Source organism: Streptococcus suis (genome assembly GCF_019856455.1).
Taxonomy (GTDB): Bacteria; Bacillota; Bacilli; order Lactobacillales; family Streptococcaceae; genus Streptococcus; species Streptococcus suis_AE.
Genome location: NZ_CP082205.1, coordinates 2,334,818 through 2,359,128 on the forward strand (window position 1 = coordinate 2,334,818; position 24,311 = coordinate 2,359,128).

A 24,311-nucleotide genomic window follows, 5' to 3' on the forward strand; every position below is an offset into this window, starting at 1 on the left:
TCTTGAAAAAGTTCGCTTTTTCGTATTTAGCTATAAACTTGTAGATACCACGTTGGAATCCAGCGAGTAAAGTCCGCATACCATTCTGAGATGGTGGCTGCCTGTTCCTGCATCAAGGGGATTTGGAGGGGATCTACGCGCTCTGCCCAAGAAAGAGCGCCTAGACTATTTACTGTTACATAAAGAGCCATGAGTTTCCAAAATTCCTCTGGAATATCCCCCTCAAAATAGGCATCCACCTGACCACGCGCAAAGGCTGGAGACAAGTCTGCCGTAAAAATCAAACGGTTGAATTCTTCCCAGGGGTCCCCTATGTCGTAGCGATCAAAGTCTAATATTTTCAGTTTCCCATCCGCACCCAGTAGGAAGTTACCAGTGTGAAAATCACCGTGATGGTAGGCAATTGGTCTTCCTGCCAGCAAGTGACGGTTGGCTTGGACAAAGTCTATCATGGCTTGACCATTTGGATAGGAATGACTAGCTGCTCGGTAGGTAGCTAATTTACTGTCAATCTTAGCCTGATAAAAACTGTTCCAGTCGCGCAGACTTTGATCAATCGGTAGGGCATGCAAGATTCGCAAAAACTTCCCTGACTGACAGCCCAAATCATATAAGACAGAATCAGACAAACTAGAAGCCACTTCATTCATATCCTGACCTTCCACCCATTCATAGAGGGTGTAGACTGACAAGTCATCCGCCCAAAGACTTAGTGGCTCTGCCACAGGCAAACCTAGACCAAACAGGTTTTCAACTAACTGAAACTCTAATCGCTTAGCCTCATAGGCTGGCCGCTCTGCTATTCTCAAAAGACCAAGGCGACCATCTTCCAGCTGGACCTTGTACTTTTGGTCCGTGGACCAGCCTTTGGTGAGGGGCTGTCGAGACACTATCCTAACTGCCATCAGTCGATGTTGGGCTTATAGAAGGCGCGGTTATCCATGGCAAAGATGCGGTTGGTCATCTCGCCTGGGCCAACCTTGTCCAAGGCCGATAGCATCATCATCATTTCCGCATCGATGTTGTCAATCATGTGGAGGATTTCCGCCTCCATAATCTGCGGACGGACAGGGCTTCCATACTCCAAGAGACCGTGGTGGCTGAGGATAACGTGGCGCAGAACAGTCACTTCCTCCAGACTGTCATCGATGCCCAATTCCATCAAGACCTTGGTAATCTCCTCATCAATCAAGGAAATATGCCCAATCAGATTACCACGCACTGTATAACCTGTGTTATCAGGACCGGTCAACTCAATAACCTTGGCCAAGTCGTGCAACATAATGCCTGCAAAAAGCAGGCTCTTATTGAGCTGAGGATAAATATCTCCAATAGCATCCGCCAAACGCACCATAGTCGCCGTGTGATAGGACAGGCCTGAATAGAAGGCGTGGTGGTTGGTCTTGGCAGCTGGGTAGGAATAAAATTCCTTGTCGTACTTGCTGTAAAGAGCACGCACAATCCGCTGCCAAGTCGCATTTTCAATGCGGAAAATCATCTGGCTCAAATAGTCCTTGGTGTCCTTGACATCAACAGGCGGCTTTTCCTTGAAATCAGCAGGGTCGTTGGGCTCGCCTGCCTTTGGTAAACGAAGAACCAGTTGGTTGACTTGGGGGGTGTTGTTGTAAACCTCACGGCGACCCTGCATGTGAACAACAGTTCCAGCAGTAAAGTCCTTGATTTTCCCTGGTTGGGCATCCCAGACCTTTCCTTCAATCTCGCCAGTATCATCTTGGAAGGTCAGAGCTAGGTAGTCTTTGCCAGCTCGTGTTTGACGGACTTCAGCAGTCTTGATCAGATAGAATCCTTCGAAGAATTCATCTTTTTTCATTTGGTTAATTTTCATTATCTTCCTCATCTAATGGGGACAGGCCAAGCAGTCCCTTGGTTTGGTCATCTTCGTACAGGTCAATGGTCCGAAGACTACGCTCAATAGCGTTGGTGCGAGTGGTTAGGAGTTTGTCAATATTGCTGCTGGCTTGATTAAGTTGTTTCTGAGCCTTAAGCAAGAGGTCAGAAAACTTGCCAAATTCCAGCTTGACATTGCCCAAGACCTTGGAAATATCATCGGCTGACCGTTGAATGTTAAGAGTCTTAAAGCCGACGGAGAGGGAATTGAGCAGGGCAGACAGGGTGGTCGGTCCTGCTACCACGATATTTTCCTGACGGCGAAGCTCATCAAAGAAAATCGGATTGCGGACCACTTCTGAATACAGCCCTTCGGTCGGCAAGAACAAGACACCAAAGTTGGTGGTTTCAGGCGGATTGAGGTACTTGCTCTGAATGTCCTTGGCAAAGCGCTTGATAGCCGCCAAGAGATTTTTGCGATGGAGGTCAATCTGGTCCTTATCCCCACTTTCATAAGCATCTTCCAAGCGGTAGTAATCCGCCAGCGGAAACTTGGAGTCAATCGGCAGATAGATATAGTCTCCCTCGGTCCGTCCTGGTAGCTTGACCGCATACTCCACACGCTCACTAGAGCCTGAAACCGTGGCAAACTCTCGCTCATATTGGCTAGGTGTTAAAATATCCTCGATAATCTGTCCCAGCTGCAACTCACCCATGATGCCACGGGTTTTGGTACCAGACAGAACCTTGTTAAGACTGCCCACATCACGCGCCACCGTCTGCATTTCACCCAGACCACGATTGACCGATTCCAACTGCTTGGACACCGTTTCAAAGGAGGCTTGTAGGCGGGTTTGCAGGGTTTTCTCCAGCTTTTCCTCAACCGTCTGCCGCATTTCTTCCAGGCGTTTTTCATTAGACTCCTGAATGGCCTGCAAGCGACGGTCGGTGGCATCTCGCGTTTCCAAGTGGCTCTTATTCAGCTCTTGGCGAATGTCAGTTAGCTGTTGGTAAAGCTCCGTGCGGAGTCTTTCCACCTCCTGATGAATGGCCTGCTGCTGTTTGAGAGTTGCGTTTTCTAGTTGATAGCTGAGCTGGTCAGACAAGTTGTCTGCTGTATCTTCGGCTTGATCTTGCAAAAGCAGGGTCAAGCTCTGCCATTTTCCATAAAGAAAAACCAAGGCAAGCAAGACCAGTATCAGCAAAATAAGTAATACAATATCCATCTAATCCTTGTCCTTACTGTAGATAAGGACCACGTAGCCCTTATCCAGTTGAATGTCTATGTCCCTATCTATAAATTCGTTAGAAGCATAGCATTTTTTGAAAAAATAATTGCTGGCATCCAGCGGGTACTTGGCATGACGAATGGTCAGGCAACTCTGGTCCGACGGCATAAAGGAAATGTAGTTCATACCAGCAATCGGTGACAAACGGTGCTGACCTGCAGGTCGAAATCGGACGATGTTCTGACTATCCACCAATTCAATCTGCTCCACATAGGCTGCCAAGTCTGGTTCAGCTGGTAAAAAGAGATTGCTCATCATGTGGTCCATGCGACCACCCAAGGCTCCGTATATGCGAACCTTGGCCTGCGGATAAACCTTGAAGATTTCCTTTAAAGCCAGCTCCAAATCTGTATCATCTTTTTCAGCAGGAGCTTGCAAAAAACGCTCTGCTAGATCCTTTATCTGCCCTAATTCTTCAGGTGTCACCGAGTCAAAATCACCGATAGCCCAGTCAAGAGGCAGAAAATGGTCCAGAAGACGAAGAGAGCCTGCATCTACCCCCACATAGAGGTCGGCAGGCTCAGGAAGGCAGTCAAAGGAACCGCCTGCAATGACAGCAATCTTAATCATTGAGGGCAGCTCTCAATTTGGCAACGTTGGCATCCAAATCGCCTTTGAAGAGGTAGGAACCAGCCACAAAGACATTGGCACCCGCATTTTTGGCTGAATGAATAGTCTTATCGTCAATCCCGCCGTCCACTTCGATGTCAAAGTTCAAGCCTTTGGCTTCACGCAATTTAACCAAATCCGCAATCTTCTCAGCCACTTCTGGAATGTAGGCTTGTCCACCAAAACCTGGGTTGACCGTCATGAGAAGCACCTGATCCACCAAGTTAAGCACAGGCTCAATGGTCACAAGGGGAGTGCCTGGATTGATGACCACACCCACCTTCATACCAGCAGCACGGATTTTTTGTAGGGTCCCATGCAGGTGAACCGTTGCTTCTGCGTGAATGGTTAAAATATCTGCACCTGCGCGGGCAAAGGTCTCAATATGATTTTCAGGATTGGACACCATGAGATGGCAATCAAAAACCAGCTTGCTATGAGGACGCATAGCCGCAACCACATCCGCCCCAAAGCTGATATTTGGCACAAAATGACCGTCCATGATGTCAATATGAACGTATTCCACACCTGTCTTTTCTAGACGCTTGAGCTCTTTTTCAAAATTTGCATAATCTGCCGCCAAAATAGACGGTGCAATCTTATAATGTGACATACAGAACCAACTTTCTATTTGAATTTCTTACTTACCTTGGTATAGGTTTCACGCTGATTTTGGATTTCGCTGAGGAATTGGAGATAATTATCAAAGCGGCTTTGGGAAATGGCAGAGCTGGCAACAGCTTCCTTGACCGCACAATCCGGCTCATGGGTATGGGTACAGGTCCTAAATTTGCAGTCCTGGCTGGCTTCCGCAATTTCTGGGAAACAATCTGTCAGAGCCTCCGCCTCCTTGACTTCATAGTCTAGGGATGAAAATCCTGGCGTATCCGCAATTTTCCCACCGAAGACATTGTAGAAACTGACCGCACGAGTGGTATGGCGACCACGCCCCAGACTATCTGAAATCGCACCTGTTTCCAAGGCTAATTCTGGCGCAATGCGATTGAGAAGAGTCGATTTACCAACCCCTGTCTGCCCCATAAAGACGGTCACCTTATCCTGCAATAATGGCGTCAGTTCCTCCAAACTATAGACAAAAGGATAGCCAATTTTCTCATAGATAGTCTTGAAGGCATCCATTCCCGTCTGATCTTCTACCAAGTCCATCTTAGAGATATAGATAATGGGATCCATATCCTTCTGTTCAAGGAGAACTAGGAAACGATCCAGTAGATTGGCATTAAAATCAGGTTCCTTAGCCGACATGATAACCACCGCCTGATCGATATTGACAATTGGAGGTCGAACCAAACTATTCTTTCTCTCGTGGATTTTTAAAATATAGCCTTCTGAGTTTTCCTCCGCAGAAAAGTCCACAAAATCACCCACGTAGGGCGTTTGGCCTTTCTTACGAAAATTTCCTCTAGCTCTGGTTTGATAAACCTGTCCATCCGCCTCGACATAGTAAAAACCTGCCAAGGCCTTGATAATTCTTCCTTGCAATGAAGACTCCTTTGTGTGTACTTGTTCCTATTATACCAAATTTCCTAGGAAAAAGGGAGCAAAGCCAAATCCTGCACAGCTAGTATTTTCTTGCCAATGGAAATATATACAATAGAAAAAGCCCTCAAACGAGAGCTTTCTTGGGATACATAGATGGACTAGTCTCTTTTGCGTGATGTAGCAGCTAATCCCAGACCAGAAAGACCGGACAAGACGCCCCCTAAGACTAGGAGCATAGAGCTGCTATCACCTGTTTTTGGCAAGGTTTTGGCAACAGGTTGTGATACTTCCTGTGGTTTAACAGCAGGAGTGCTTGGAGCGGACTTGTCTACCGTTTTCTTATCAGTTGCTGCCACTACTTGAACCTTGCCAGCTGTCTGGTCAGTTAAGGACGAGGCATCTGTTAGCTGTTCAACTGGTTTGTCTGTCGGAGTTTCAGCTGGTTTTTCGACTGGTTGCTCAACTGGAACTTCAGCAGGTTGTTCAACTGGCTGCTCAACTGGAACTTCAGCAGGTTGTTCAACTGGTTGTTCAACTGGTTGTTCAACTGGCTGGTCAGCTGGTTGTTCAGTTGGCTGTTCAACTGGTTGTTCAGTTGGTTGTTCAGTTGGTTGTTCAGCTGGCTGTTCGGCTGGTTGTTCAGCTGGAGTTTCAACTGGCTGTTCAACTGGTTGTTCAACTGGCTGGTCAGCTGGTTGTTCAACTGGTTTGGTTTCAGCTGGTTTTGGTACATCTACCTTATCATAAAAGAAGCTAGCCGTAGGATACCAATCTTCATCATGCCAAACATTATCACCTGTAAATTTTTCGTAGGTTACCTCAATAGAATCTTTACCCCAAGACTCAGTAGTGGGGGCGTATCCATCAATATGAGGAGCTACTTCCACTACTACTTCACCCTTTGAAATCACACCCTCCTTATAAGGTGCAATATCTGTGTAAGAAGGAGTACCCCCATTCTCCGCCACATCATTCAGGAAGTAATGAATGCGATAAGTGATGGATTGCTCATCCGCATAAACAACAGCAGGACCACCTAGCAGCCGACCGCCCACAGGGGCAACCACACCACCCAAAACAAGGGTTGAAGTAAGGGCTACGCCCCATTTAACCAATTTTTTAGTATTCATCATATTTTCCTAAGGTCTTATCGACCTTTCCTTTCTTTTAAACCTCTTATAAACCCCTGCTACAATAGGGTTTGTACCTGTTTTAGTTAAGGGTCGTTAACTAAAACATAGAAAAATCAAAAAATGCCAACTTGATAAGGCTTGAAAAGCCCGTCAAATCAGCATTTTGAATATTTTCTATTGACAACTTTGATTGTTTTACCAAACGACCGTTTGCTAAAACACACATATTCGCTTACAGTTTATCATTTTCTCCTGTTTCTGTCAAAGAATTATGTGCTTTTTGACGACGAAATGGGATATTATTTCGTTTTAAGACTTGATAGATGGTTGCTGTTGAAATATTGAGTTGGTTGTCCATGTCTCGAACGGTTGTTTCTTCTACCACATAGCTCTGAATCACTTGTTTTTCTTTTGATTTTGAAATACCCTTATTGCCCAATTTTACACCACGTTCTCTGGCCTTACGTAAACCGTCTTTTGTACGGTCAGAAATGGCTTGGAGTTCCCATTCTGCCACATAGCCTAGCATGAGGCAGAAGAATCGGCCTGTCAGCGAGTCAGTTTCGATTTGTTCGTGGATGGATTGCAGGCGGATCTGATGGCTGGTCAAGTCTGAGATGATAGCAGACAGATGGAGCATCTTTCTGGTTAGGCGGTCTAGCTTATAGACTACAAATCTGGTCTCTATCCCGCTTTCAGCACAGGCTTTGGCTAGCTTGATAGCTTTTTGAAGTTGTGGGCGGTCTTGATGACCTCCCGATTCCTTTTCCATGTAGAGTCTGTCACAGAAGTGTAGGGCTTCTTTTTGCACTTCTAGTCCCAGTTCTTGCCGATTATCCCTCGAGCGTAGCCAATGACAACAAATCCTTTTTCTTGGTATTGCTTGATGATTCTCTTCATATTTTCCTCCTTGTTCTACTATTGTAGCGGGGGTTGGTATAAAAGGTCTGATGAACATGTGATCATGGTTTGATAATCATTCCATTTTCCCCTAGCCAAGTCAAGAAAAAAATAGTATAATAAAAAACAAGCGGAGGTGGTGGAACGGCAGACACGCATGCTTCAGGCGCATGTGCCCATCGGGTGTGAGGGTTCAAATCCCTTCCTCCGCATGATAAACGAGAAACCCCAAGTCAGAGTTGATGACTTGAGGTGATACTTTATGCTAGTTATTTGGCTTCAAATCATTTAAGTAATGTTATCCAGTTTTGCTTTGAATGCAAGATACGGGCTACAAAAACCTGATAGCCCTCTATGAAATAAAAAACGAGATAATGTTCTATCGGCATATAACGGTAGGGCTTTCCATCGGCAGTTAGGTTGCCAAATCCTCTGCTAGATACCAAGGGACAGACTTCAGGGAATAACTCTAATATTTCCAAAGCCTTCAATATCAAATCAATTTTGCTAGCCGCTGCTTGTTGGCTGTAAAAATTGATTAGAATGTAATCATATATAGCCTGCAAATCCTGTTTGGCTCTATCAGAAATAACAAGCTCATATTTTTTCTTATCAGTCAAGACCAAATTCCTTTCTGACAGCCACGAGAGAACTTGTCTTACCTGCTAGAATATCCTGATGTCCTAACAAGATTTCTTTCTTTAACTCTTCAAAAGCAATCTTGTTGCTATCCTCCCTACCGTCTTTTGTAACAAATTCTTGGACATCAATAGTACCTGTCGCAATTTTTCTCAAGGTCGCATTCAGCACATCTGAAACTGTCATGCTTTCTCCTGCTAATAGCTCCTTTGTTTGCTGGTAATAAAATGAATCTGCCCTAAAGTTTACCTGTTGTGTCGCTCCCATTATTCTCAACTCCTTTGTATAGACATTTTGTACATACAGTTTATCCCTTTTTCAGAAGTTGGTCAAGATATTCGCTAAATAACCCCAAGTCAAAGTTGATGACTTGGGGCCATTTTTATATCTTCTCACGCAATTTCCCATCACGCATTTCCAAAACCACATCAAACATGTCAAGTATGGCAGAGTCTGATTCATGCAAGATGGTGATGATAAGTTTGTCCTCCAGCTGCAAGAGGTTGGTCAAAACCTGCTTGGTCAGGGCAGGATCTAAATGAGCGGGCGGTTCATCCAAGAGCAAGACATCCTTACCACTCATCAAGGCACGGAGCAGGCACAGGACATTTTTCTCGCCTCCACTCAAGAGACTGGGGTCTGTTGTTGTACGCAAGGTGTCCTGTAAACTCATTGGCAAGCTCCTTAACAAGCCAAGCATGACATCTCTTCCCTTCTCATAGGTTCCAAAAACAGACACATTGCTTTCAAAATCGGTATGGTAAAGATGCTCAAACTGGCTGAGATAGAAGGCGGTAGCTGCTTCCATTTCATGCAAAACATCGTTTTCCAGATAGGAAACACTCCCCTTGTCCAGAGCCAGTTCTCCTGCCAACACTCGTAAAAAAGTGGATTTTCCACTGGCTGACGGACCAATGATGGCATACTTTTTCCCCTTGTCAAACCGATAGGAAAAATCTGCTACCGCTAATTCTCCCACATGATAGGCCACGTCCCTGACTTCCAAGGCTGTCACATTGGGATAGCTTGGTACTTGCTCAGACAAGACCTGACCAGCAAGATAACCTTCTAAATTGGCAACCGTTTCCTTGGTCGAATGGATATAATTGACATCCATGAGGATGTATTTCATGGGATAGATGAAATTTTCAACATAGCTGAAGGTTGCAATGGCAGCACCGATGGTCAACTCTTTTTGCAGCAAGAGATAGCCGACCAAGCCAAAAGCCGTTAATTGCACCAAAAACATGGAAAATCCATTGACAACATTGGCCAGGGTTTTGAATTGCCCAAAGCGAAAACGAGCCTGTTCACTTTCTTCTACCGACCGATGGTGGACACGACTGATGGAGCCGAAGGTTTCACTATTAACGCGGTTCTTAGCAGAAAAGAGGTCAGTCACCACCTGAAAATAACTTTCCAAACTCTGTAAAAATGCCCGCTGACGCTGAGAAAGAGGACCTGAAATCCATTTAGGAATGAAAACCGCCAAGGCAGACGACAGAATAATCCCAACCGCAATCAGCGGATGAACAAAGAGAAAGAGGGAAACCGCATAGATGACCATGCTCAAACTAGAGCGGATAATGTCCATGAGGGGACTCAGGTAACTCTCCTCAATGGTTTCCAAATCGTTGTCAAAAATGGATAGATAGGCAGAGACATTCTTCTCTGAAAATTTGGATAAAGGCTGTGATAACAAGCTGTTTGCCAGGCCTTTTTAGCATTGACATAGAAGCCCTGAGACACCTTCCACTCATAAACCTGGGAAATGTACTGAAAGACTGATACTCAATGAAAATCAAAATCAGACTAGCTCCAAAGGTTTGGGGAACCTTTGGAGGTTGGAGATAGAGCGAACGTAGTTCGTTTCTACTTACGCAGATAGAACCCTGTTCTATTTTGTTTCAAGTCAACAACGTCTGATTTTGATTTTCGAAGAGTATGAATTAGCAATGATGGTCAAAGCGTAGGCCAACAAGAGCCAGACAAGCCCTGTCCAGCCCATCTGAAAAATATGATCAAAAAGATACTTATTTAACTCCGGCAAAGCGACATTGGTCAAACTATATAAGATATGGAAAATCAACTGAATGGCAATAACAGACCTCAATTGATAGATGATTTTTTTCATAACTCCTCCTAGATAGGAACAATCTGACAAAAATTAATTGCTCTCCCCAATCCGTACCACCCCATCATAACGGCTAAGGACCTCATCGGACACGCGGTGGGAAATATGAATGAGCGTCTTATCAGCTAGAGAGGTAAGGTAGGCTTCAATCACTGCATAGGTTTCCTGATCCAAGGCAGACAGACTTTCATCCAGCAACAAGACATCCTTATCTTGCAGCAAGGCACGAATCAAGAGTAGGCGCTGCTTTTGTCCGCCAGACAGTCCGCTATCATCACTAATTTCCTCGCTCAAAGAAGCATAACTTGGGAAACGACTGATATGTAAAGCCCTTTGTCAAGTAAAAACAATCGAACTGATTAAAAAATGAAAAGTATCTAGAAAGAGCCTAGTTCTTAGCTTCGGGCATTGGCCACTCTGATATTCGTGGATTGGTTACCTACAGGTCAATGGTTCTGCCGCGAGTCCTACTCTCTATAAGCGTGGATCACAATTGTGCCACTTAGTCGTTTCGTAGATGACTCAAACCTTGAAGTCCTAAACTCCTTCAAGATACTTTCCATTCAAACATGATTTCAATCCTTATTTCTGTCCAAATTCACCCAGTGATTTTGGATAGAAATAGGGATTCCTCATCGCTCTGCGATGATAAAACTTAATGGTCAAAAGTGTACATGAAAACAAGCGCTAACTTCAAGCTATTCTTCCTGTCATCATCCCCCAAATAAAACCAGACAATTCTCGTGCAATAGCTGTTTTAGCAACATTTTGTTTCTTATTTTTTCCTAGAACAAGTGTGCGATAACGTCTTCTTAAGCGTTCATTAGCCTTATCCGCATAAGCAATCACCTCCACTCGGTTTCCACTTTGTCTCCTTTTCAATTCTTTGGATTTATACCCAATCGTCCCCTTAGCCAATGATTGTGCAGCTTCTATCAGAAGTCGTCTCACATGGCTATTCCCAGCTTTGGTGATAGCACCTCTTCTCTCCTTGTCGCCGCTAGAATTTTCGCTAGGAGTTAGCCCAAGATAAGAAGCAAAATGTTGAGCTGTCGCAAAGCGATTAAAATCACCGATTTCTGTCACAATGGAAAGAGCAGTTAGTGTTTTAATGCCAATAAAGCAAGAAAGCCGTGAGACCTTCTCTTGATAACTGTCGCTTTGACCCAGTTGCTCAATTCGTGCATCATACCGTTCTATTTGATCTACTAATTTCTCATAGGTCAATAGATATTCTGTCAAAATCTCTGCGTAAAGTCCCTCAGGTTTTAGGGAACGGAGCCAGCGAACATGTTTCTGTGTCCAATTACTGCTTCCCTCGGTATAGCGAAAATCATGTCGGAGACAGAAGGCAAGAATTTGTTGTTTGATTTTCTTCAGAGCCACTTTGTGGTCTGTTCTCATACGGATATATTCTTTGACTTGTTCATCCTCAGCAGTAGGAATATGAACAGGCTGATAGCTACGAAAGGCCAGAGCTTTTGCGAGCTGAGCCGCATCTTTCTTATCAGTCTTAACACGCTTAGATCCTTCCTTCATTACCGTTGTAGGTGCCATCACGATACAGGGAATCCCGTGAGCTTGTAGCTGGTGATATAGGGTAAATCCGAGGCATCCAGCTTCGTAGCCACATAACACTTCTGCATCTTGACCATATAAACGACGAAGCTCATTCACATAGTTCACAATATAGCTAACATTTGGACCAACTTTAGTGCTATGTTTGAATTGATTCGCCATCATATCATAATAGCAGAGTGAAAAACTTTCTTTGTGAACATCCATTCCGATGAAAAGTGTGGTAAAATGAAACATATAAGACCTCCAATTGAGTGTGGTAATTCCTGTTAGAAGTTGATTGTTTTTTTATTCTAGTGTACAGGTAAATCCACGAATTCTCAACTGGGGGTCTTTACATATTGTCTATCAAGGTTCATGGTCTTAATGAGAAACATCAGCCTATCTTCTGAAACCTCCCGTCCCATGGTCAAGTTGTAAAGAACAGTATCATGGAAAAGGGCTCCCTCTTGTGGCAAATAGGCAATCTTGTCTTGAATGGCTTGGTAGGACAAGTCTAATAGAGAGGTTTTATCAAAGTAAATATCCCCTGCTTGCAGTTGGCTATTCTTGGTTAAAATAAGAGCCAAGGAAGATTTGCCAGAACCACTTTCCCCAAGAATTAAATACTTCTTGCCACGTTCAAACGCTACGGTCAGGTCTTCAAAGACCTGTTTCTCACCGACAGCATAACTAGCCTTGACCAGTTGCATGCTCTGGAAAGCTGAAGCTAGTTCCTGTCCCTTCGTTTCTTGACCCAGAGTAGATGGCTCAAACTCTTGCTTCAATTTCTTAACGGCATGCCTGTCCAAAAAGGCTGCCGCAATGCTGTTAATGGGATCCACCAACTGCTCTGAAATGGTCAGAATAGCTGTCAAGCCACCGATGGTCAAGGCCCCAGAAAAAACCTGAAAACCACCAATAAAGATAATCGAAAGCGTGGTCAGATAAAAGACCAAACCGACTAAGAGCCGCATGGTTACTGTCGTTCGATTGGCCTGATTGACCTTGTCATTGACTGCTTGATAGCAATCATTCAGCCCATCTAAAACTTGCTGTCTTTGGCAGCTATTTTTCACTTGCAAATAACTCAGAAGATATCTGAAACCCTTGTATTATAGACCTGCTGACTGTCCGAAATCGCCTCCTGATTGAGCCTTCTCCGCTTTTTAAACAAATAGGGAATCACAACTGGCAAGAATGAGATCAGAACCAAGAAAATAGCGGTCAGACCATCCAAGCTAAGCAAGGCCAAACTGGCAATGCCAAAGGTACAAGCACCTTGAAAAATCGTAAAGAAGGCGTCGTAATAATCTTCTTTCACCGTCTCCAAATCATTATTGAGCTGGGAAATATAGGCCCCTGCCCCCTGGTCAACAAACTGCCTAAAAGGTAAATCAAAAATTTTCCCAATAAAGGTCGCCTGCAATTGGAAACCTACTTGATTGAGATAGCTGACATTGGCAATCTGACGAATGTATTCAAAAACCAGCATGACAAGGATAGTTAGCCCCATCAGCACAAAATAGGACACAAAGGCCTGTCTATCTCCAGCTGCAATAGCATCAATAATATAGCGATATTGGTACAGAAAGCCAACATTTAGCAGGGCTACTGCAAAAATACAAGATAAGGTTAGCCAAAAATTCCTCTTTTTCATTTCTCCTCCACCGTTTGATAGAATTCTAAGCAAACATTTGGTCGCTTTCATCTATATTATAGAATAGGAATTGGAGACGATTTTATTTGTCCCCTATATGCAACTATTTCTCGTTCACTATTTTTTCAAGTATCGTTTCATACCAATCTGCTATATTCTGGCTATCGACCGCTCGTAAAAGTCCAATACACTTTCTCATCTCCAAAATAGCATTAGAAGTTCCGGTATTTTGATAATCATAAAAAGCCTTACCAAATTTAAACAAAATCCGTTCAAAAATTTCCGTTTCATCGAAAAATAGACCTTTGATGGTCTTTTCAAGAAAGATTGCGTCGACAAGTTCCTTATGTTGAACGCTGACGAGATAGGCACTAAGTAAAATTTGAGAAACTGCCAATCGATGTAGTTTCATTTCACGATAAAACTGTGTACGACCAATTAGTTCCCTGCAAAAAAGCATCATAGTCTGGTGTTCTAATTCATCCATGGTATTGGCAAATAGCAAGAGCTCGTAATAACTCCAGTTGTCCACTTGAAATAAGTAATCCGTTAAAAAGGCTGTATCTTCTTTCGAAACAACTACTGTCTTATCTAAGTCGCTCAGTTTATACGCGATTAAAATAGCATTCAACCGATGAAACTCCCTACGAGAATCTCTTTCTGCTTTTGCTAATTGTTCAGACAAGATTTTCTTTATGGTTACAACATCTCTGATATAGATGGATTGTTTTAGTTGTTCCAAAATTCTAGTCAGCTCATCTTTTTTGAAATCCTGACTGGCATACACGAACTCGTCCACATCCACATTCATTTCTGCCAGCACACCAAATAATTTACTAACAGTAATGTCGGATTCTCCATTTTCAAACCGAGAAAGTTGAGAAGTAGAAATATGTCCCTTGGCGACCTCCGCCAAACTCTTCCCCTTTCCCTCTCTTATCAATTTTAATGTCCTACCAAAACGATTCATGCTTTACCTCTACACTCACGATTAAAAAATCATTTGTAAACATAATTATTATACCACAACTTCCCATATTTGTGTATGTTTTCACATAAAGAAGAAACCAAGCCAGCTATCTGACTTGGTCATATTTTTATTCTGTCGTTTCAGTCGCTACTTTGAAAAAATCTTTGTATTTCAAAAGGTAGCCTTTTCCTGTGGATAGGTCATATTGGACCAGTTTGAGCTCTTCTGCAACTTTCGCATCTCGCTCAGCCTGTCCTACTCGGTCCTTATGGAGCACTTCTGTCAAGAGGGCATAGTAAGGACTGACCTTGTTGTTGGTCGTCTCCAGCATCAGTGCATTCATGTCGCTAGAATTGACCAAATCATAATGGTAGTCTTCTGTTTCAAAATTACTCCACACGAAATAATCTGTCTTATACTGCGCGCTTGGGTCCGTCACGAAAGCAGACTCTGGATACAAACCTGGTAGGTGGTCACCGTAAAAAACAACTGTCACTTTCTTATCCAAGGTCTTAAGCTGGTCTAGAAAATCCCTTGTTGCCTGATCCGTAAAGGATAGGAGGCGAACATAGCTGGTCAAGTTTTCATTTTCCTCAGCCGTGAAGCCCTCACCCGAAGCTGTAATACTTGCAGGCTCAGCAGAGTTCCACTGCACATGGTTTTGCATGGTAATGGCAGAAACGAATGTATTTGTTCCTGAACGCACCTGATCCAAAATCAAATCATAGGTCTTCTTGTCACTGACAAAATTCCCCTGATAATCTTCAGCCGTCACTGCAAGTGGATAGTTGGCACTATTAAGAGTATAGAACTGTTCAATCCCCAACTGTTTATAGATAGAATTACGATTGTAACTGGTATCAAAGTAGGGGTGAATAGCCACACGACTATCTGCTGGATAGAGGTCGCTGATACTTGGCAACTTCTTCATATTTGGTGCCACATCCAGATAGACAGATGAAATAGAAGAGTTATAATTGTAAAGTGGTAAACCACTATAAACCTGAAACTCGATATTGGCAGTCCCACCACCATAGTGGTCACTCTTCATCAAGCCACTGGTAGTCTGGCTCATGATGTACTCAATATTTGGTAGAACATTTTGGCTGAGGGTTACACCGGGAATCCGACGAGGGTCAGCCAAGCTCTCACTAAGAATGTAGATAACCGTCTGGTCAGTCAATTGACCTGTCCGCTCTGCATTGATTTCCTCAGCCAAGGCAGTGTATTTCTTCACAATGGCCTTCATGGTCTTCTCAGAGTAATTCTCAGGCATTTCCATACTGGTCTTGCTGAGCTGCTGCAACCAGAGGAATGAAAGAGTGCGATAACGAGCCACAAAGGCGTAGCCCTTCCAGTCTACGTTACGCCAGTTATTGACCTGAGAAAGAATAGGAATCCAGCCAGCAATCTTATGGTCTTTTTCATTGCGAATAGCCCACCCCATTCCCAAAATCAAGGACACAATGACTGAAATCCCTGCCAACCGTTTCCAGATAGAAGCGACAATCCTTCCTTGGAAGTAGTTCTTATGAATTTTCCGATAAAGAAAGAACAGAAGAACTAAAAAGAATAGCGATATGAGCACAACACGCAGACTGATAAAGCTGAGAATCATTCCCAAGTTCCCGACCCACTTGAAATCATTGGGAGTCAATGGCTCCGAACGGTAGCGGAATTTTAGGAAATTGGCCGTAACCAAAATGACGTTTAGACTAGCAATCACGGCAACAGATAAGATTTGGCGATTGATAACTAGGCTAATGATGACATTGAGGAAAAAGAGGCAGGCAATCTGGAAGACAATAGCCCCTGGAAAGAGATGACGTGTGAAATAAGAACCCGTTCCCCCAGCCATAGAAGCCTGATAACCGATATGCGACAACATAGCCAGAGCCAGACTGATAAAGAGCATACTGTGAACGTTGGTCCGATTGGCCTTAAACTCTACAAATGCCTTATGAAGATAGCGAAGAAAAATGTAGGTCCCTATAAAATGAATAGGTGCAAACAGCGGTGTCTGGCTGAAAAACTCTATGTAAGAACCTTTCTCAACCAAACTCTCATAATGGCTATCTTTCCAGTAAGATATGGCGAGAGGACTGAGCGAGAGTAAGCTGGTCAAGAGCAAATAGCCATCTGGTACCAAGTGATTGGCTGACCACTGGCTTAATTTTTCTCGAATTCCCGTCTTCTTCCGCCACAAAAATGCCAATAATACAGGAAGAGCCAACATCAATAGAAGTTCAAATTGAAAGAGATTATTACGGAAAATATTCCAGGGTTGATACTTCTTGGCATTGAGCCGATAGACTAGGTTGACAAGATACAGAAAGCCTAGAAAACAGCCGACATACTTGGCAAAGCTCTTAGTCTTGATAAACTGTTCGTACTTATCCAGCAGGACCAGAATATAAAAAGTAAAAATAAGATAGGCAAGTAAGGGCAGGGGGACAAGCCAGAGCGGAAAAGATACTCCACTAAGCAATAGAGCCCGACCCATCGCAAGTAAAATGGTCATAATCATAACCAGAATAAATTGCTTGCTTGCCTTTGGATTGATTTGTTTCATAACATTTCTCTCTTAGGAAAGGTTTGATTTTCGGTAAATAAAGCCGTAGTACATCGACCAGATTAGCCATCCAGTCAAGCTAATCACGATAACAGGCAGTAACCACCACTGTTGCTTGTAGGATAGGACAAGGGTATTCTGCCCTTTTTTGCTGGTAACCGTTGGTACTCCAATAGTGGAAAGAATCATATCTTCTCTATCTAAAACGGTATCATTCAAAATAAGCTGACTGTCTTGGTAAACAATAACTGGTACCGCAGTTTCTTCTGCTTCTGACGCCGTCCAAGTTACCACCAGCTGATCACCATCAACTTCTTTGGTAAACTCTTGATTTGGTAAAATCACTTGGTCACGATAGGTAAAATAGGTATTATCCGACTCTTCATTGGTGATATGACCAGACTTTTCAGACAAGTCTGGTACATAGTCTGGCGTTGATTTCTGAGCAATGTGGATAAATTCGCCCAAGTCTTTAGAATGGAAAGAAGCTCGTAACTCTTCCGTCGTGCCATACAAGGTCGTATGAATGCGTTTTTGCAGGAAGGTATCGCTATAGTAATGCCCATTGATTTCCTTATAACTTTCATTCCAGAGGAAACCAACCGAAACAAGCAAAGAAATAACAGTCAAACCAGAAAAGATTTTCTGCATCTTTTCTGATAAACCAGAAACCTGGACCCCCACAACTGCCAACAACAAGGCATTGGCATAGAGGAAGAAGCGGAAAGGAAATTGAATCAATTCGACAAGTGTAATTCCTTTACCTGCAAACAACTGCCAAGGGAAGAGGTTGGTTGACAAGATTAAAAATACTGCGTAGGTCAAAGCAAGACCAGCCAGAACCAGCGATTGTTTCTTCCAATTTTTCACCAAGAAATAGAGATAGATTCCAAAGAAAATTGGCAATGGATATGGATAGTATAGAAAGGCTGTTTTGAGCCATGTTACGGTATTGAGGACAAATTTCTTGTTAACAAATGGTGGTACCAAAGTGTTGGTCGCGTTGATATAAATAAGTGGCAACCAGATATTGATGGTCAGAAGCAAAAAAATTCCTACCGATAGAGCTACTTGCCCAATAATCTTCATTTTTTGGTCTGATTTCCACCAACCAATAAGGAAGAGTACACCATAGGCAATGACCAAGAACAAGGTCGATAGCATATGAACCTGCAACATGAGCCCTACCGCTCCTGCCATGAGGAATATCGGTACTTTTTTAGTCTGTAAGAAACGAACCGCAGGAATCAAACAAAGCGGAAAGAGAGCCACTCCCCAGCTGGTAAATCCTTGGGTCGCCCACCAATACTGAATGGAGTAGGTGGTCACAAAGAACATAGACAAGAGAATGGAGTGAGCATATTTGACCTTGACCTCACGCATGAGGAAATAGAGGGAGGTCGCACTCAGAGTTCCCAAGAGAAAATTGGATAAAATCTGATAGCGGAACCAGGTCCCACTCAAGAGTACCAAGGCTCCCTGTAGATAGGCAAAATAAGGCCCATAGAGGGCATTGACAATCCGTCCTGACTGTTGGTAGCCATACAAACTGATGATATAGGAGAAATTGCCCTCCTTCATCTGCATAGCCGCATCATAGAAACGATTGTAATGGAAAATCAAGTCCGCACCTGTCACCATTCCCTTGGTTAGCAAGTGGGGAACCAATAATAATAAAGAAAAGCCCACAAATAGGCCCAGGGCTACTAAATGGGGATGCTTTTTCAGCATAGTTTTTAACATATAGATACCTTCATAAAAAAAGAGGGAAACCCTCTCTTGTTTTTGTAAATATTCTGCCAATTTGCAGACAATATTTTTCAAAAGTTAGTCACATTTCAGTATAGCAAGCTTTCCACCCACTGTCAACGAACAAGGCAAACAGGAAAACAATTTTCCATTAAAATAAATATTGATTGCAGATTTCTCCGCAATCAATACTTGCTTATAAACCGACTTCTTGGAGGCTGTCAGATAGACGTGCGAAGTCAGTCATGGAAAGGGCTTCTCCACGAACACTGGCTTCCAGCTCTGCCATGCCAAGTGCCTGCGTCAGCTTGTCCTTGACCTCGTCGGACTTACCAAAATGGTTGGTCAGGTTGTTCCACAAGGTCTTACGGCGGTGAACAAAGCTGGCCTTGGACACCCGGAAGAAGAAATCCTCGTCCTTGACACTCACCAAGGGTTGCTCGCGGCGGACCATTTTGAGAATGGCGGAGTCCACGTTTGGAGCGGGCACAAAGACAGTGCGAGGCACGATGAAGGCCACCTTGGCAGTCATGTAGTACTGGACCGCAATGGACAGACTGCCGTAAGCCTTGGTGTTTGGATCGGCAGAAATGCGGTCGGCCACCTCCCGCTGCATCATGACCACGAACTCGCTGAAAGGAATCTTGCTCTCAATCAGGTGCATGAGGATGGGAGTAGTGATGTAGTAAGGCAGATTGGCCACGACCTTGATAGGCAGGTCAGGATTCTTGAAATTCTGAATCTGGGTCTGCAGGTCGGTCTTGAGGATGTCTTGGTTGACCACAGTCACATTGTCAAAGCGACCCAAGGTGTCTGCCAAAATCGGAATCAGGCGGTCGTCAATCTCAAAGGCCATGACCTCAGCAGCACTCTCCGCCAAAAACTCGGTCAAGGCTCCGATTCCAGGACCAATCTCGATGACATTGACATTCTGGTCAATCTCAGCCGTGTCCACAATTTTCTGTAAAATATTGGTATCGGTCAAAAAGTTCTGACCGAAGGATTTCTTAAAGGTAAACCCGTGGCATTCAAGGACGGCACGAGTAACGTTTTTGTCTGCGATTCTCATGTGTGTTCTTTCTAAATTATTTGATAGGTAGCCATCAATTCTCTAACTTCGTTCGCCCCAATATCATCTCCTGCTTCCTCAAAAGCAGTAATGGATTGCATGAATGCATGTTCAGCTAAATCAGTTATTCTGCTTGTAGCATAGATTTCCCCCAAACCTCGATAGGCACAAGCTTGGGCAATGAGGTCATCTGTCATTAAAGCATTCTCTAAACTTCGTTTCATAAAATGCAGAGCAGATTCTAGCTCTCCTAATTGCAATCGCAAATAGCCTTGCTCATACTCATTAACCGACCATTTCAATTTGTCTTCTGAAAAATCAGTTGCTAGCAACTTAGCCTCTTCCTCAATTAACTCCAAAGCCTTCTCAAAGTTACCTTGACTCCGATAGACCATGGCAAATTGGTGCAAACCGATATGCTCTTGCTCCACGTCTTTTTCATCGCGAGATAGTTGAATGTAGCGTTGACAAGCTAATAAAGCTTTTTCAAAGTTTTGTTCGTCAAGATAAATGTAGGCAAATAAATTGAGAACAGCATATTCCAAACAAGTCTCAACCCGATAATCTTCCTCAATCAACTGCTTTGCTTCTACTATTTTTCCTTCAAAAAAATACTCCCATGCCTTGTCTATAGTATTACTCATATACATCTCCCATCGTATCTTCACATTATTCTGAGTTCATAATCTTGATTTTACCAACGGTTACTAGATAGTCTCCATTCTATCCTCACTTATAATGGTCCTTTAACGACAAGATATACAACTGGTCTGCTTCTACCATATAAATCAACCGATTCTCCGCATCAATCCGTCTCGACCAGGCACCCTGATAATCATACTTCAAAGGTTCTGGCTTGGCAATTCCTTCAAAAGGATGTCGTTGCATATCCTTGATAATCTTATTGATTCGCTTCAGTGTTTTCTTATCCTGACCCTGCCAATTAAGATAGTCTTCCCAAGCATCCTCTGTAAAATGGATTCCCATGCTAGTCAGCCTCTATCAGGTTTCGTTCTTGAGTTTGTCCCGCTTTGACTTGAGCCATACCACGTAGAACTTTTTGGGACAGATAAGTGTTCCGAGCAACAGCAAGGGTTTCTTGTAAGCTATCCCACTCACTCTTTGAGAGTACAACAATATCTTCCTCTGGATTTTTATTAACCACGACCAAGGGCTCAAACTCGTCATTGACCTTTTTCATATAGTCCTTTAAGTGATTTCGAAAATGGGAATATACAATAGCTTCCATATGCAATACCTCTCATCATTTCTAGGCTTACTATAGCACAGAAAAAAAGAGTTGTCAAACTTATTGTACAACCTTTTAGCGATTCTCCACTTTCCACTCCCCGTCTTCAAACCAGTAAAAATTCTCCGTCAGTTGAGGCTGTTCAAAGATTTCCAACATAGCTTCAAAACCGTCTGCCAGCTGAACATTCTTCAGGTCCGCACGATCAATCCAAAAGACTTCTCCCTCATCTGAGGATTGAAGAACACCTGAAAACTGGTTGGTTTTGTAGCAAAATACCAGATAGCGATAATGGTCAGTAGGATCCGTCCAGTTTTGAATACCACAGAGTTCTAGATTGGATACCGTCAAGCCTGTTTCTTCTTTGACCTCGCGGACGACGGAGGAAACAAGTGACTCATTTGGCTCGATATGGCCACCTGGAAAACTCACACCAGGCCATTTCTTTGACTTCCTATCCTGAACTAATACCTGCTGACCGTCTGTAATCATGCACATATTGGTTAGGATGACTTGCTCTGTTCTACTCATACTCTCTCACTTCAACAACTTAAGATAATCACTCTTGGTCGCAAAAAGGTGACCAACTCGCACTTCATTTTCTACCACGCGATAGAGGGCGATGTAGTCTTTTCCAATGACATAGCCTCGGGTTAGATGAGGCGGGTCTATCTGCTTACCAAAACGGTTATCGGCGTTAAAACCACGTTCAGGAAAAATTTGCAAACTCTCCAAAGCTTGGACAATCATCCCAATTCGTCTTTTGGCAATTTCTTCTGAGAATTGTGCCGAGAAATAGGCGTAAATCTCTGCAAGTTCCTGCTCTACTGCTGGAGCAAGTATCACTGAATAAGAATCAAATTCCATACTTCTCTTTGACACTTTCTAGGCTGATCCCTTGACCTGCCTCAATCGCCTGCTGATTTTCCTGGATTTCCTTCTGAAGCTGTAAAAACAACTCTTCTCTTTCCAACTCTTCTTCTGTCAGAATGGGCAACTCATTTTTTACAGCGATATTTTGCAAGAAGAGGTTAAAACCAGCAGTCAAATCCAACTGGTTCATAGCAAATATTTCCTTGGCTTTTTCCAAAAGTCTGGAATCAGTTTTAAAATTTACTTGGGCATCTTTTTTTATAGTTATCAAGCTAGTCCACCTCCTAGTTTTCTATATTGTAACACGAATAGACATCAGTAGCAATCTTCAAAAAAGCAGAAATAGTAACATTTCCGTTCTAGATTGTCTATCTCCCCAAATCATCAAAATAATAGAGATTCAAAAATTCTTCCTCAGTAACTAGACGTTCAAAATTGTAAAACCAGCGATAGACTTCCACGGCTGGGCCATCAAACTCTACCCTGTCGTCCATTTCTTGCACACCGGCAATATGAAACAAACGACTCTGCTTCCAAATACCATCCGCATTAACATAGCCATCTTCAACTGAACCACGCAAATAGTCAGCTAGTTTGTTCTTATCAACCTGCTCATCCTCCCAAACAAGGACATTAGCCGGCAGCAAGTAGGTCACTTCTTCATAAGATGAATAATTTTCATAAGAAGGTTCAAACTCGTTTTTTACCAAGCACTTAACAGCGTAGCCCCTATCCATGATAGCTCCCCATACACTCCTCAACCTCTGCCAAGCTAATCCCAAACAATTCCAAGCGTTTCAGTAACTGTTTGCCGTTGCAGTAGCCGATACGGAGCTTTTCTCCCAGATACTCCCTCCGCTTGCGGCTGTCGCCACCCATGAGGAGGCCAAGGCGCATCAGATCTGACTTGCTGATGTCAAAGTTGTTTTCATCATCATAGTAGCCACGCACGCCTGCTAGGGCCTTTTCCAAGTCCTCAAAGCTGGCGTGCTCAATGCCCAAGGACCGCCCTTTTGTCTTGGACTTGGGAGCAGCCTCGTCCCGCTGTAAAAAAGCGTGTTTGACCGTAGGAATGGCCTGCATAATGATTTTTCGAATCCGCTCGCCATTGTAGTCTGGGTCAGTAAAGACAATGACGCCACGCAGGTCATGGAGTTTCTCGATGCGTTCCAAGTCATCATCTGATATGGCAGAGCCTCTGGTTTCGTAGGTGTCCACCTCGTAAAACCGCTTCAAGTTTGCCGTGTCATCCTTGCCCTCGACAACGAGGACTTCTTGTATCTTAATTTTCTGAGTCAATTCTGAACAAACTCCTTGCATTCTCGTAGGTCGCTCTCGCCACCTCTTCGACCGACTGGTTGCGAAGCTGGGCCAGCATATCCACCACATATCTGGTGTAGCCGGTGCGATTTTCCCGACCACGCTTGGGAACTGGGGCCAGATAGGGCGCATCCGTCTCGACCAGGATTTTTTCTAGGGGCAATGCTTGCGCCGCTTCCTGAAGTTCAACGGCTTTTTTGAAGGTCACTACTCCCGAGAAGGAGATGTGCATACCCAAGTCCATGAAGGCCTGAGCCTCCTCCAGAGTGCCAGAGAAGGAATGCATGATACCTCCGCGCGGACCAACACCGACTTCCTTGATGATCTGGTAAGTATCTTCCAAAGCGTCACGAGTGTGAACCACAAAGGGTAAATCCAACTGCTTGGCCAACTCCATCTGTCGCTTGAAAACACGAGCCTGGGTTTCCTTATCCGCCGTCATCCAGTAGTAGTCCAGCCCAATCTCCCCCAGGGCAATGACCTTGGGGTGTTTGAGTGCCTCAAGCAAGTAGCTTTCTACTTCCTCGTCATAGGTGCCAGCCTCTGTCGGATGCCAGCCCAATGTCAGATAGATTTCAGGGTGCTGGTCAGCAAGCTCCATAGCCTTGTCAATGGTTGCACGGTCAAAACCGACGACGTTGTGGAGGGTGACCCCCATCTCCTTGGCAAAATCTAATTCTTCTTGAACCCGACCGTCAAACTGCTCCACGTTGAGGTGGGTATGTGTATCAAAAATTTGTAGTGTCATATTCTTATTGTACCACAAGTCTCATGGAGGACCTAATCTTGTATGTGCCAGTCAAGCATGGTACAATGGGCCTACTTAGGAGGTACCTCATGATTCGACTCTTAGCCATTGAAATGGCAATTAGGTTATTGATACAATATAACGAAATAAATATCGTTGGAATATGAGGGTTAGACGGCTTTGCTGAATAGAATGAGAAGAAAAAGTCACATAGGACTATGTGGATAGTACAAGTGTTTTTGAAGAAATATTGAAATCGTTAAAAAGTATGTAATCGTTAAATGATATGTTTTCTTGCACTTACCATGCGGAGTGTGTGGTGTTGTTGACGAAAACACATAATTGATAGTGTGTAAAATGGCTTGAAATAAGACTTTTCCGGGGATTTTGACATAAATCCAGGTCCTCTGTTTTTATATTTTATGGGGCGGAAAATAAGGTAAAATATAGGTTGAGAATACAAAACTATTTACACTTCAAGAACGGACA

Annotated in this window: 28 protein-coding genes, 1 tRNA gene and 1 pseudogene; 1 reads left to right on the forward strand and 29 read right to left on the reverse strand. The window is 43.6% G+C overall.

Going from position 1 to position 24,311, the window contains the following annotated elements:
- Window positions 1–26: 26 nt before the first annotated feature.
- The 8 genes and pseudogenes from K6969_RS11150 to K6969_RS11185 all read right to left on the reverse strand — a co-directional run bounded on the left by K6969_RS11150 (window position 27) and on the right by K6969_RS11185 (window position 7,282).
- Window positions 27–905, reverse strand: a complete 879-nt coding sequence (locus K6969_RS11150; RefSeq protein ID WP_029173741.1) for an aminoglycoside phosphotransferase family protein — start codon at window positions 903–905, stop codon at window positions 27–29.
- Window positions 905–1,846, reverse strand: coding sequence for a 3'-5' exoribonuclease YhaM family protein (locus tag K6969_RS11155; protein WP_029173740.1), 942 nt, complete (start codon window positions 1,844–1,846; stop codon window positions 905–907). The genes K6969_RS11150 and K6969_RS11155 overlap by 1 nt, the downstream gene beginning before the upstream one ends.
- Complete coding sequence (locus tag K6969_RS11160; RefSeq protein WP_029173739.1) at window positions 1,836–3,074, reverse strand: DNA recombination protein RmuC; 1,239 nt, start codon at window positions 3,072–3,074, stop codon at window positions 1,836–1,838. The genes K6969_RS11155 and K6969_RS11160 overlap by 11 nt, the downstream gene beginning before the upstream one ends.
- Window positions 3,075–3,707: a thiamine diphosphokinase gene (locus tag K6969_RS11165; protein ID WP_029173738.1), complete on the reverse strand. Its 633-nt coding sequence runs from the start codon at window positions 3,705–3,707 to the stop codon at window positions 3,075–3,077.
- Window positions 3,700–4,359, reverse strand: coding sequence for a ribulose-phosphate 3-epimerase (gene rpe, locus K6969_RS11170; protein ID WP_029173737.1), 660 nt, complete (start codon window positions 4,357–4,359; stop codon window positions 3,700–3,702). Before rpe ends, K6969_RS11165 begins: the two co-directional genes overlap by 8 nt.
- A 14-nt stretch (window positions 4,360–4,373) precedes the next feature.
- On the reverse strand, window positions 4,374–5,249 hold the full coding sequence (gene rsgA / locus K6969_RS11175; RefSeq protein WP_029173736.1) for a ribosome small subunit-dependent GTPase A: 876 nt from the start codon (window positions 5,247–5,249) through the stop codon (window positions 4,374–4,376).
- A gap of 158 nt (window positions 5,250–5,407) precedes the next feature.
- On the reverse strand, window positions 5,408–6,379 hold the full coding sequence (locus K6969_RS11180) for an LPXTG cell wall anchor domain-containing protein (RefSeq protein ID WP_321537415.1): 972 nt from the start codon (window positions 6,377–6,379) through the stop codon (window positions 5,408–5,410).
- Between the two features lie 235 nt (window positions 6,380–6,614).
- Window positions 6,615–7,282 (reverse strand): annotated as a pseudogene (locus K6969_RS11185) (recombinase family protein).
- A 130-nt stretch (window positions 7,283–7,412) separates the two neighbouring features.
- Between K6969_RS11185 and K6969_RS11190 the strand changes: the two are divergent.
- Window positions 7,413–7,494, forward strand: a tRNA-Leu gene (locus K6969_RS11190).
- Between the two features lie 72 nt (window positions 7,495–7,566).
- Here the strand turns inward: K6969_RS11190 and K6969_RS11195 are convergent.
- From K6969_RS11195 to K6969_RS11295, 21 genes are all read right to left on the reverse strand, one after another.
- A complete protein-coding gene (locus K6969_RS11195; RefSeq protein ID WP_029173734.1) occupies window positions 7,567–7,902 on the reverse strand; it encodes a type II toxin-antitoxin system RelE/ParE family toxin in 336 nt (111 codons plus the stop codon).
- Window positions 7,895–8,188 (reverse strand): hypothetical protein, encoded by a 294-nt coding sequence (locus tag K6969_RS11200; protein WP_029173733.1) that lies wholly within the window; start codon window positions 8,186–8,188, stop codon window positions 7,895–7,897. Before K6969_RS11200 ends, K6969_RS11195 begins: the two co-directional genes overlap by 8 nt.
- 115 nt (window positions 8,189–8,303) lie before the next feature.
- Window positions 8,304–9,623 (reverse strand): ATP-binding cassette domain-containing protein, encoded by a 1,320-nt coding sequence (locus K6969_RS11205; RefSeq protein ID WP_253911789.1) that lies wholly within the window; start codon window positions 9,621–9,623, stop codon window positions 8,304–8,306.
- 210 nt (window positions 9,624–9,833) lie between these two features.
- Entirely contained in the window at window positions 9,834–10,055 is a 222-nt protein-coding gene (locus tag K6969_RS11210) for a hypothetical protein (protein ID WP_029988962.1), read from the reverse strand.
- A gap of 33 nt (window positions 10,056–10,088) precedes the next feature.
- The gene (locus tag K6969_RS11215; protein ID WP_321537416.1) at window positions 10,089–10,349 is read right to left on the reverse strand and encodes an ATP-binding cassette domain-containing protein; all 261 of its coding nucleotides are present in this window, start codon (window positions 10,347–10,349) and stop codon (window positions 10,089–10,091) included.
- Between the two features lie 399 nt (window positions 10,350–10,748).
- On the reverse strand, window positions 10,749–11,870 hold the full coding sequence (locus tag K6969_RS11220) for an IS110 family transposase (RefSeq protein ID WP_321537347.1): 1,122 nt from the start codon (window positions 11,868–11,870) through the stop codon (window positions 10,749–10,751).
- Window positions 11,871–11,953: 83 nt separating this feature from the next.
- The gene (locus K6969_RS11225) at window positions 11,954–12,691 is read right to left on the reverse strand and encodes an ABC transporter ATP-binding protein (protein WP_321537417.1); all 738 of its coding nucleotides are present in this window, start codon (window positions 12,689–12,691) and stop codon (window positions 11,954–11,956) included.
- Between the two features lie 11 nt (window positions 12,692–12,702).
- The gene (locus tag K6969_RS11230) at window positions 12,703–13,272 is read right to left on the reverse strand and encodes an ABC transporter transmembrane domain-containing protein (RefSeq protein ID WP_253911790.1); all 570 of its coding nucleotides are present in this window, start codon (window positions 13,270–13,272) and stop codon (window positions 12,703–12,705) included.
- Window positions 13,273–13,375: 103 nt separating this feature from the next.
- Window positions 13,376–14,242 carry a helix-turn-helix domain-containing protein gene (locus tag K6969_RS11235; RefSeq protein ID WP_029173730.1) on the reverse strand — a complete coding sequence of 289 codons (867 nt, stop codon included), beginning with the start codon at window positions 14,240–14,242 and terminating at the stop codon, window positions 13,376–13,378.
- Window positions 14,243–14,369: 127 nt separating this feature from the next.
- Complete coding sequence (locus tag K6969_RS11240) at window positions 14,370–16,814, reverse strand: LTA synthase family protein (RefSeq protein ID WP_171942620.1); 2,445 nt, start codon at window positions 16,812–16,814, stop codon at window positions 14,370–14,372.
- A gap of 12 nt (window positions 16,815–16,826) precedes the next feature.
- A complete protein-coding gene (locus K6969_RS11245; RefSeq protein ID WP_171942621.1) occupies window positions 16,827–18,557 on the reverse strand; it encodes a hypothetical protein in 1,731 nt (576 codons plus the stop codon).
- A 202-nt stretch (window positions 18,558–18,759) separates the two neighbouring features.
- Window positions 18,760–19,632 (reverse strand): 16S rRNA (adenine(1518)-N(6)/adenine(1519)-N(6))-dimethyltransferase RsmA, encoded by an 873-nt coding sequence (rsmA, locus tag K6969_RS11250; RefSeq protein ID WP_171942622.1) that lies wholly within the window; start codon window positions 19,630–19,632, stop codon window positions 18,760–18,762.
- An 11-nt stretch (window positions 19,633–19,643) separates the two neighbouring features.
- Window positions 19,644–20,276 carry a tetratricopeptide repeat protein gene (locus tag K6969_RS11255; RefSeq protein ID WP_216661442.1) on the reverse strand — a complete coding sequence of 211 codons (633 nt, stop codon included), beginning with the start codon at window positions 20,274–20,276 and terminating at the stop codon, window positions 19,644–19,646.
- An 85-nt stretch (window positions 20,277–20,361) separates the two neighbouring features.
- Entirely contained in the window at window positions 20,362–20,619 is a 258-nt protein-coding gene (locus tag K6969_RS11260) for a Txe/YoeB family addiction module toxin (protein ID WP_029173359.1), read from the reverse strand.
- Between the two features lies 1 nt (window position 20,620).
- Window positions 20,621–20,881 carry a type II toxin-antitoxin system Phd/YefM family antitoxin gene (locus K6969_RS11265; RefSeq protein ID WP_029693536.1) on the reverse strand — a complete coding sequence of 87 codons (261 nt, stop codon included), beginning with the start codon at window positions 20,879–20,881 and terminating at the stop codon, window positions 20,621–20,623.
- Between the two features lie 75 nt (window positions 20,882–20,956).
- Window positions 20,957–21,412, reverse strand: coding sequence for an 8-oxo-dGTP diphosphatase (locus K6969_RS11270; RefSeq protein ID WP_029173358.1), 456 nt, complete (start codon window positions 21,410–21,412; stop codon window positions 20,957–20,959).
- A gap of 6 nt (window positions 21,413–21,418) precedes the next feature.
- On the reverse strand, window positions 21,419–21,748 hold the full coding sequence (locus K6969_RS11275) for a type II toxin-antitoxin system RelE/ParE family toxin (RefSeq protein ID WP_029173357.1): 330 nt from the start codon (window positions 21,746–21,748) through the stop codon (window positions 21,419–21,421).
- Window positions 21,738–22,025, reverse strand: a complete 288-nt coding sequence (locus K6969_RS11280) for a hypothetical protein (protein ID WP_002940311.1) — start codon at window positions 22,023–22,025, stop codon at window positions 21,738–21,740. Before K6969_RS11280 ends, K6969_RS11275 begins: the two co-directional genes overlap by 11 nt.
- 97 nt (window positions 22,026–22,122) lie before the next feature.
- On the reverse strand, window positions 22,123–22,491 hold the full coding sequence (locus tag K6969_RS11285) for a hypothetical protein (RefSeq protein WP_029173356.1): 369 nt from the start codon (window positions 22,489–22,491) through the stop codon (window positions 22,123–22,125).
- On the reverse strand, window positions 22,484–23,053 hold the full coding sequence (gene rnmV, locus K6969_RS11290) for a ribonuclease M5 (RefSeq protein WP_029173355.1): 570 nt from the start codon (window positions 23,051–23,053) through the stop codon (window positions 22,484–22,486). The genes K6969_RS11285 and rnmV overlap by 8 nt, the downstream gene beginning before the upstream one ends.
- Window positions 23,037–23,822, reverse strand: coding sequence for a TatD family hydrolase (locus tag K6969_RS11295; RefSeq protein ID WP_029173354.1), 786 nt, complete (start codon window positions 23,820–23,822; stop codon window positions 23,037–23,039). The genes rnmV and K6969_RS11295 overlap by 17 nt, the downstream gene beginning before the upstream one ends.
- Window positions 23,823–24,311: the final 489 nt, after the last annotated feature.

What these genes read in the sequence shown, in the direction of transcription:
- K6969_RS11150 (WP_029173741.1), bottom strand. Translation starts at nt 905, where the DNA reads ATGGCAGTTAGGATAGTGTCTCGACAGCCCCTCACCAAAGGCTGGTCC.
- K6969_RS11155 (WP_029173740.1), bottom strand. Translation starts at nt 1,846, where the DNA reads ATGAAAATTAACCAAATGAAAAAAGATGAATTCTTCGAAGGATTCTAT.
- K6969_RS11160 (WP_029173739.1), bottom strand. Translation starts at nt 3,074, where the DNA reads ATGGATATTGTATTACTTATTTTGCTGATACTGGTCTTGCTTGCCTTG.
- K6969_RS11165 (WP_029173738.1), bottom strand. Translation starts at nt 3,707, where the DNA reads ATGATTAAGATTGCTGTCATTGCAGGCGGTTCCTTTGACTGCCTTCCT.
- rpe (WP_029173737.1), bottom strand. Translation starts at nt 4,359, where the DNA reads ATGTCACATTATAAGATTGCACCGTCTATTTTGGCGGCAGATTATGCA.
- K6969_RS11180 (WP_321537415.1), bottom strand. Translation starts at nt 6,379, where the DNA reads ATGAATACTAAAAAATTGGTTAAATGGGGCGTAGCCCTTACTTCAACC.
- K6969_RS11200 (WP_029173733.1), bottom strand. Translation starts at nt 8,188, where the DNA reads ATGGGAGCGACACAACAGGTAAACTTTAGGGCAGATTCATTTTATTAC.
- K6969_RS11210 (WP_029988962.1), bottom strand. Translation starts at nt 10,055, where the DNA reads ATGAAAAAAATCATCTATCAATTGAGGTCTGTTATTGCCATTCAGTTG.
- K6969_RS11220 (WP_321537347.1), bottom strand. Translation starts at nt 11,870, where the DNA reads ATGTTTCATTTTACCACACTTTTCATCGGAATGGATGTTCACAAAGAA.
- K6969_RS11230 (WP_253911790.1), bottom strand. Translation starts at nt 13,272, where the DNA reads ATGAAAAAGAGGAATTTTTGGCTAACCTTATCTTGTATTTTTGCAGTA.
- K6969_RS11235 (WP_029173730.1), bottom strand. Translation starts at nt 14,242, where the DNA reads ATGAATCGTTTTGGTAGGACATTAAAATTGATAAGAGAGGGAAAGGGG.
- K6969_RS11240 (WP_171942620.1), bottom strand. Translation starts at nt 16,814, where the DNA reads ATGAAACAAATCAATCCAAAGGCAAGCAAGCAATTTATTCTGGTTATG.
- K6969_RS11245 (WP_171942621.1), bottom strand. Translation starts at nt 18,557, where the DNA reads ATGTTAAAAACTATGCTGAAAAAGCATCCCCATTTAGTAGCCCTGGGC.
- rsmA (WP_171942622.1), bottom strand. Translation starts at nt 19,632, where the DNA reads ATGAGAATCGCAGACAAAAACGTTACTCGTGCCGTCCTTGAATGCCAC.
- K6969_RS11255 (WP_216661442.1), bottom strand. Translation starts at nt 20,276, where the DNA reads ATGAGTAATACTATAGACAAGGCATGGGAGTATTTTTTTGAAGGAAAA.
- K6969_RS11260 (WP_029173359.1), bottom strand. Translation starts at nt 20,619, where the DNA reads ATGGGAATCCATTTTACAGAGGATGCTTGGGAAGACTATCTTAATTGG.
- K6969_RS11265 (WP_029693536.1), bottom strand. Translation starts at nt 20,881, where the DNA reads ATGGAAGCTATTGTATATTCCCATTTTCGAAATCACTTAAAGGACTAT.
- K6969_RS11270 (WP_029173358.1), bottom strand. Translation starts at nt 21,412, where the DNA reads ATGAGTAGAACAGAGCAAGTCATCCTAACCAATATGTGCATGATTACA.
- K6969_RS11275 (WP_029173357.1), bottom strand. Translation starts at nt 21,748, where the DNA reads ATGGAATTTGATTCTTATTCAGTGATACTTGCTCCAGCAGTAGAGCAG.
- K6969_RS11285 (WP_029173356.1), bottom strand. Translation starts at nt 22,491, where the DNA reads ATGGATAGGGGCTACGCTGTTAAGTGCTTGGTAAAAAACGAGTTTGAA.
- K6969_RS11295 (WP_029173354.1), bottom strand. Translation starts at nt 23,822, where the DNA reads ATGACACTACAAATTTTTGATACACATACCCACCTCAACGTGGAGCAG.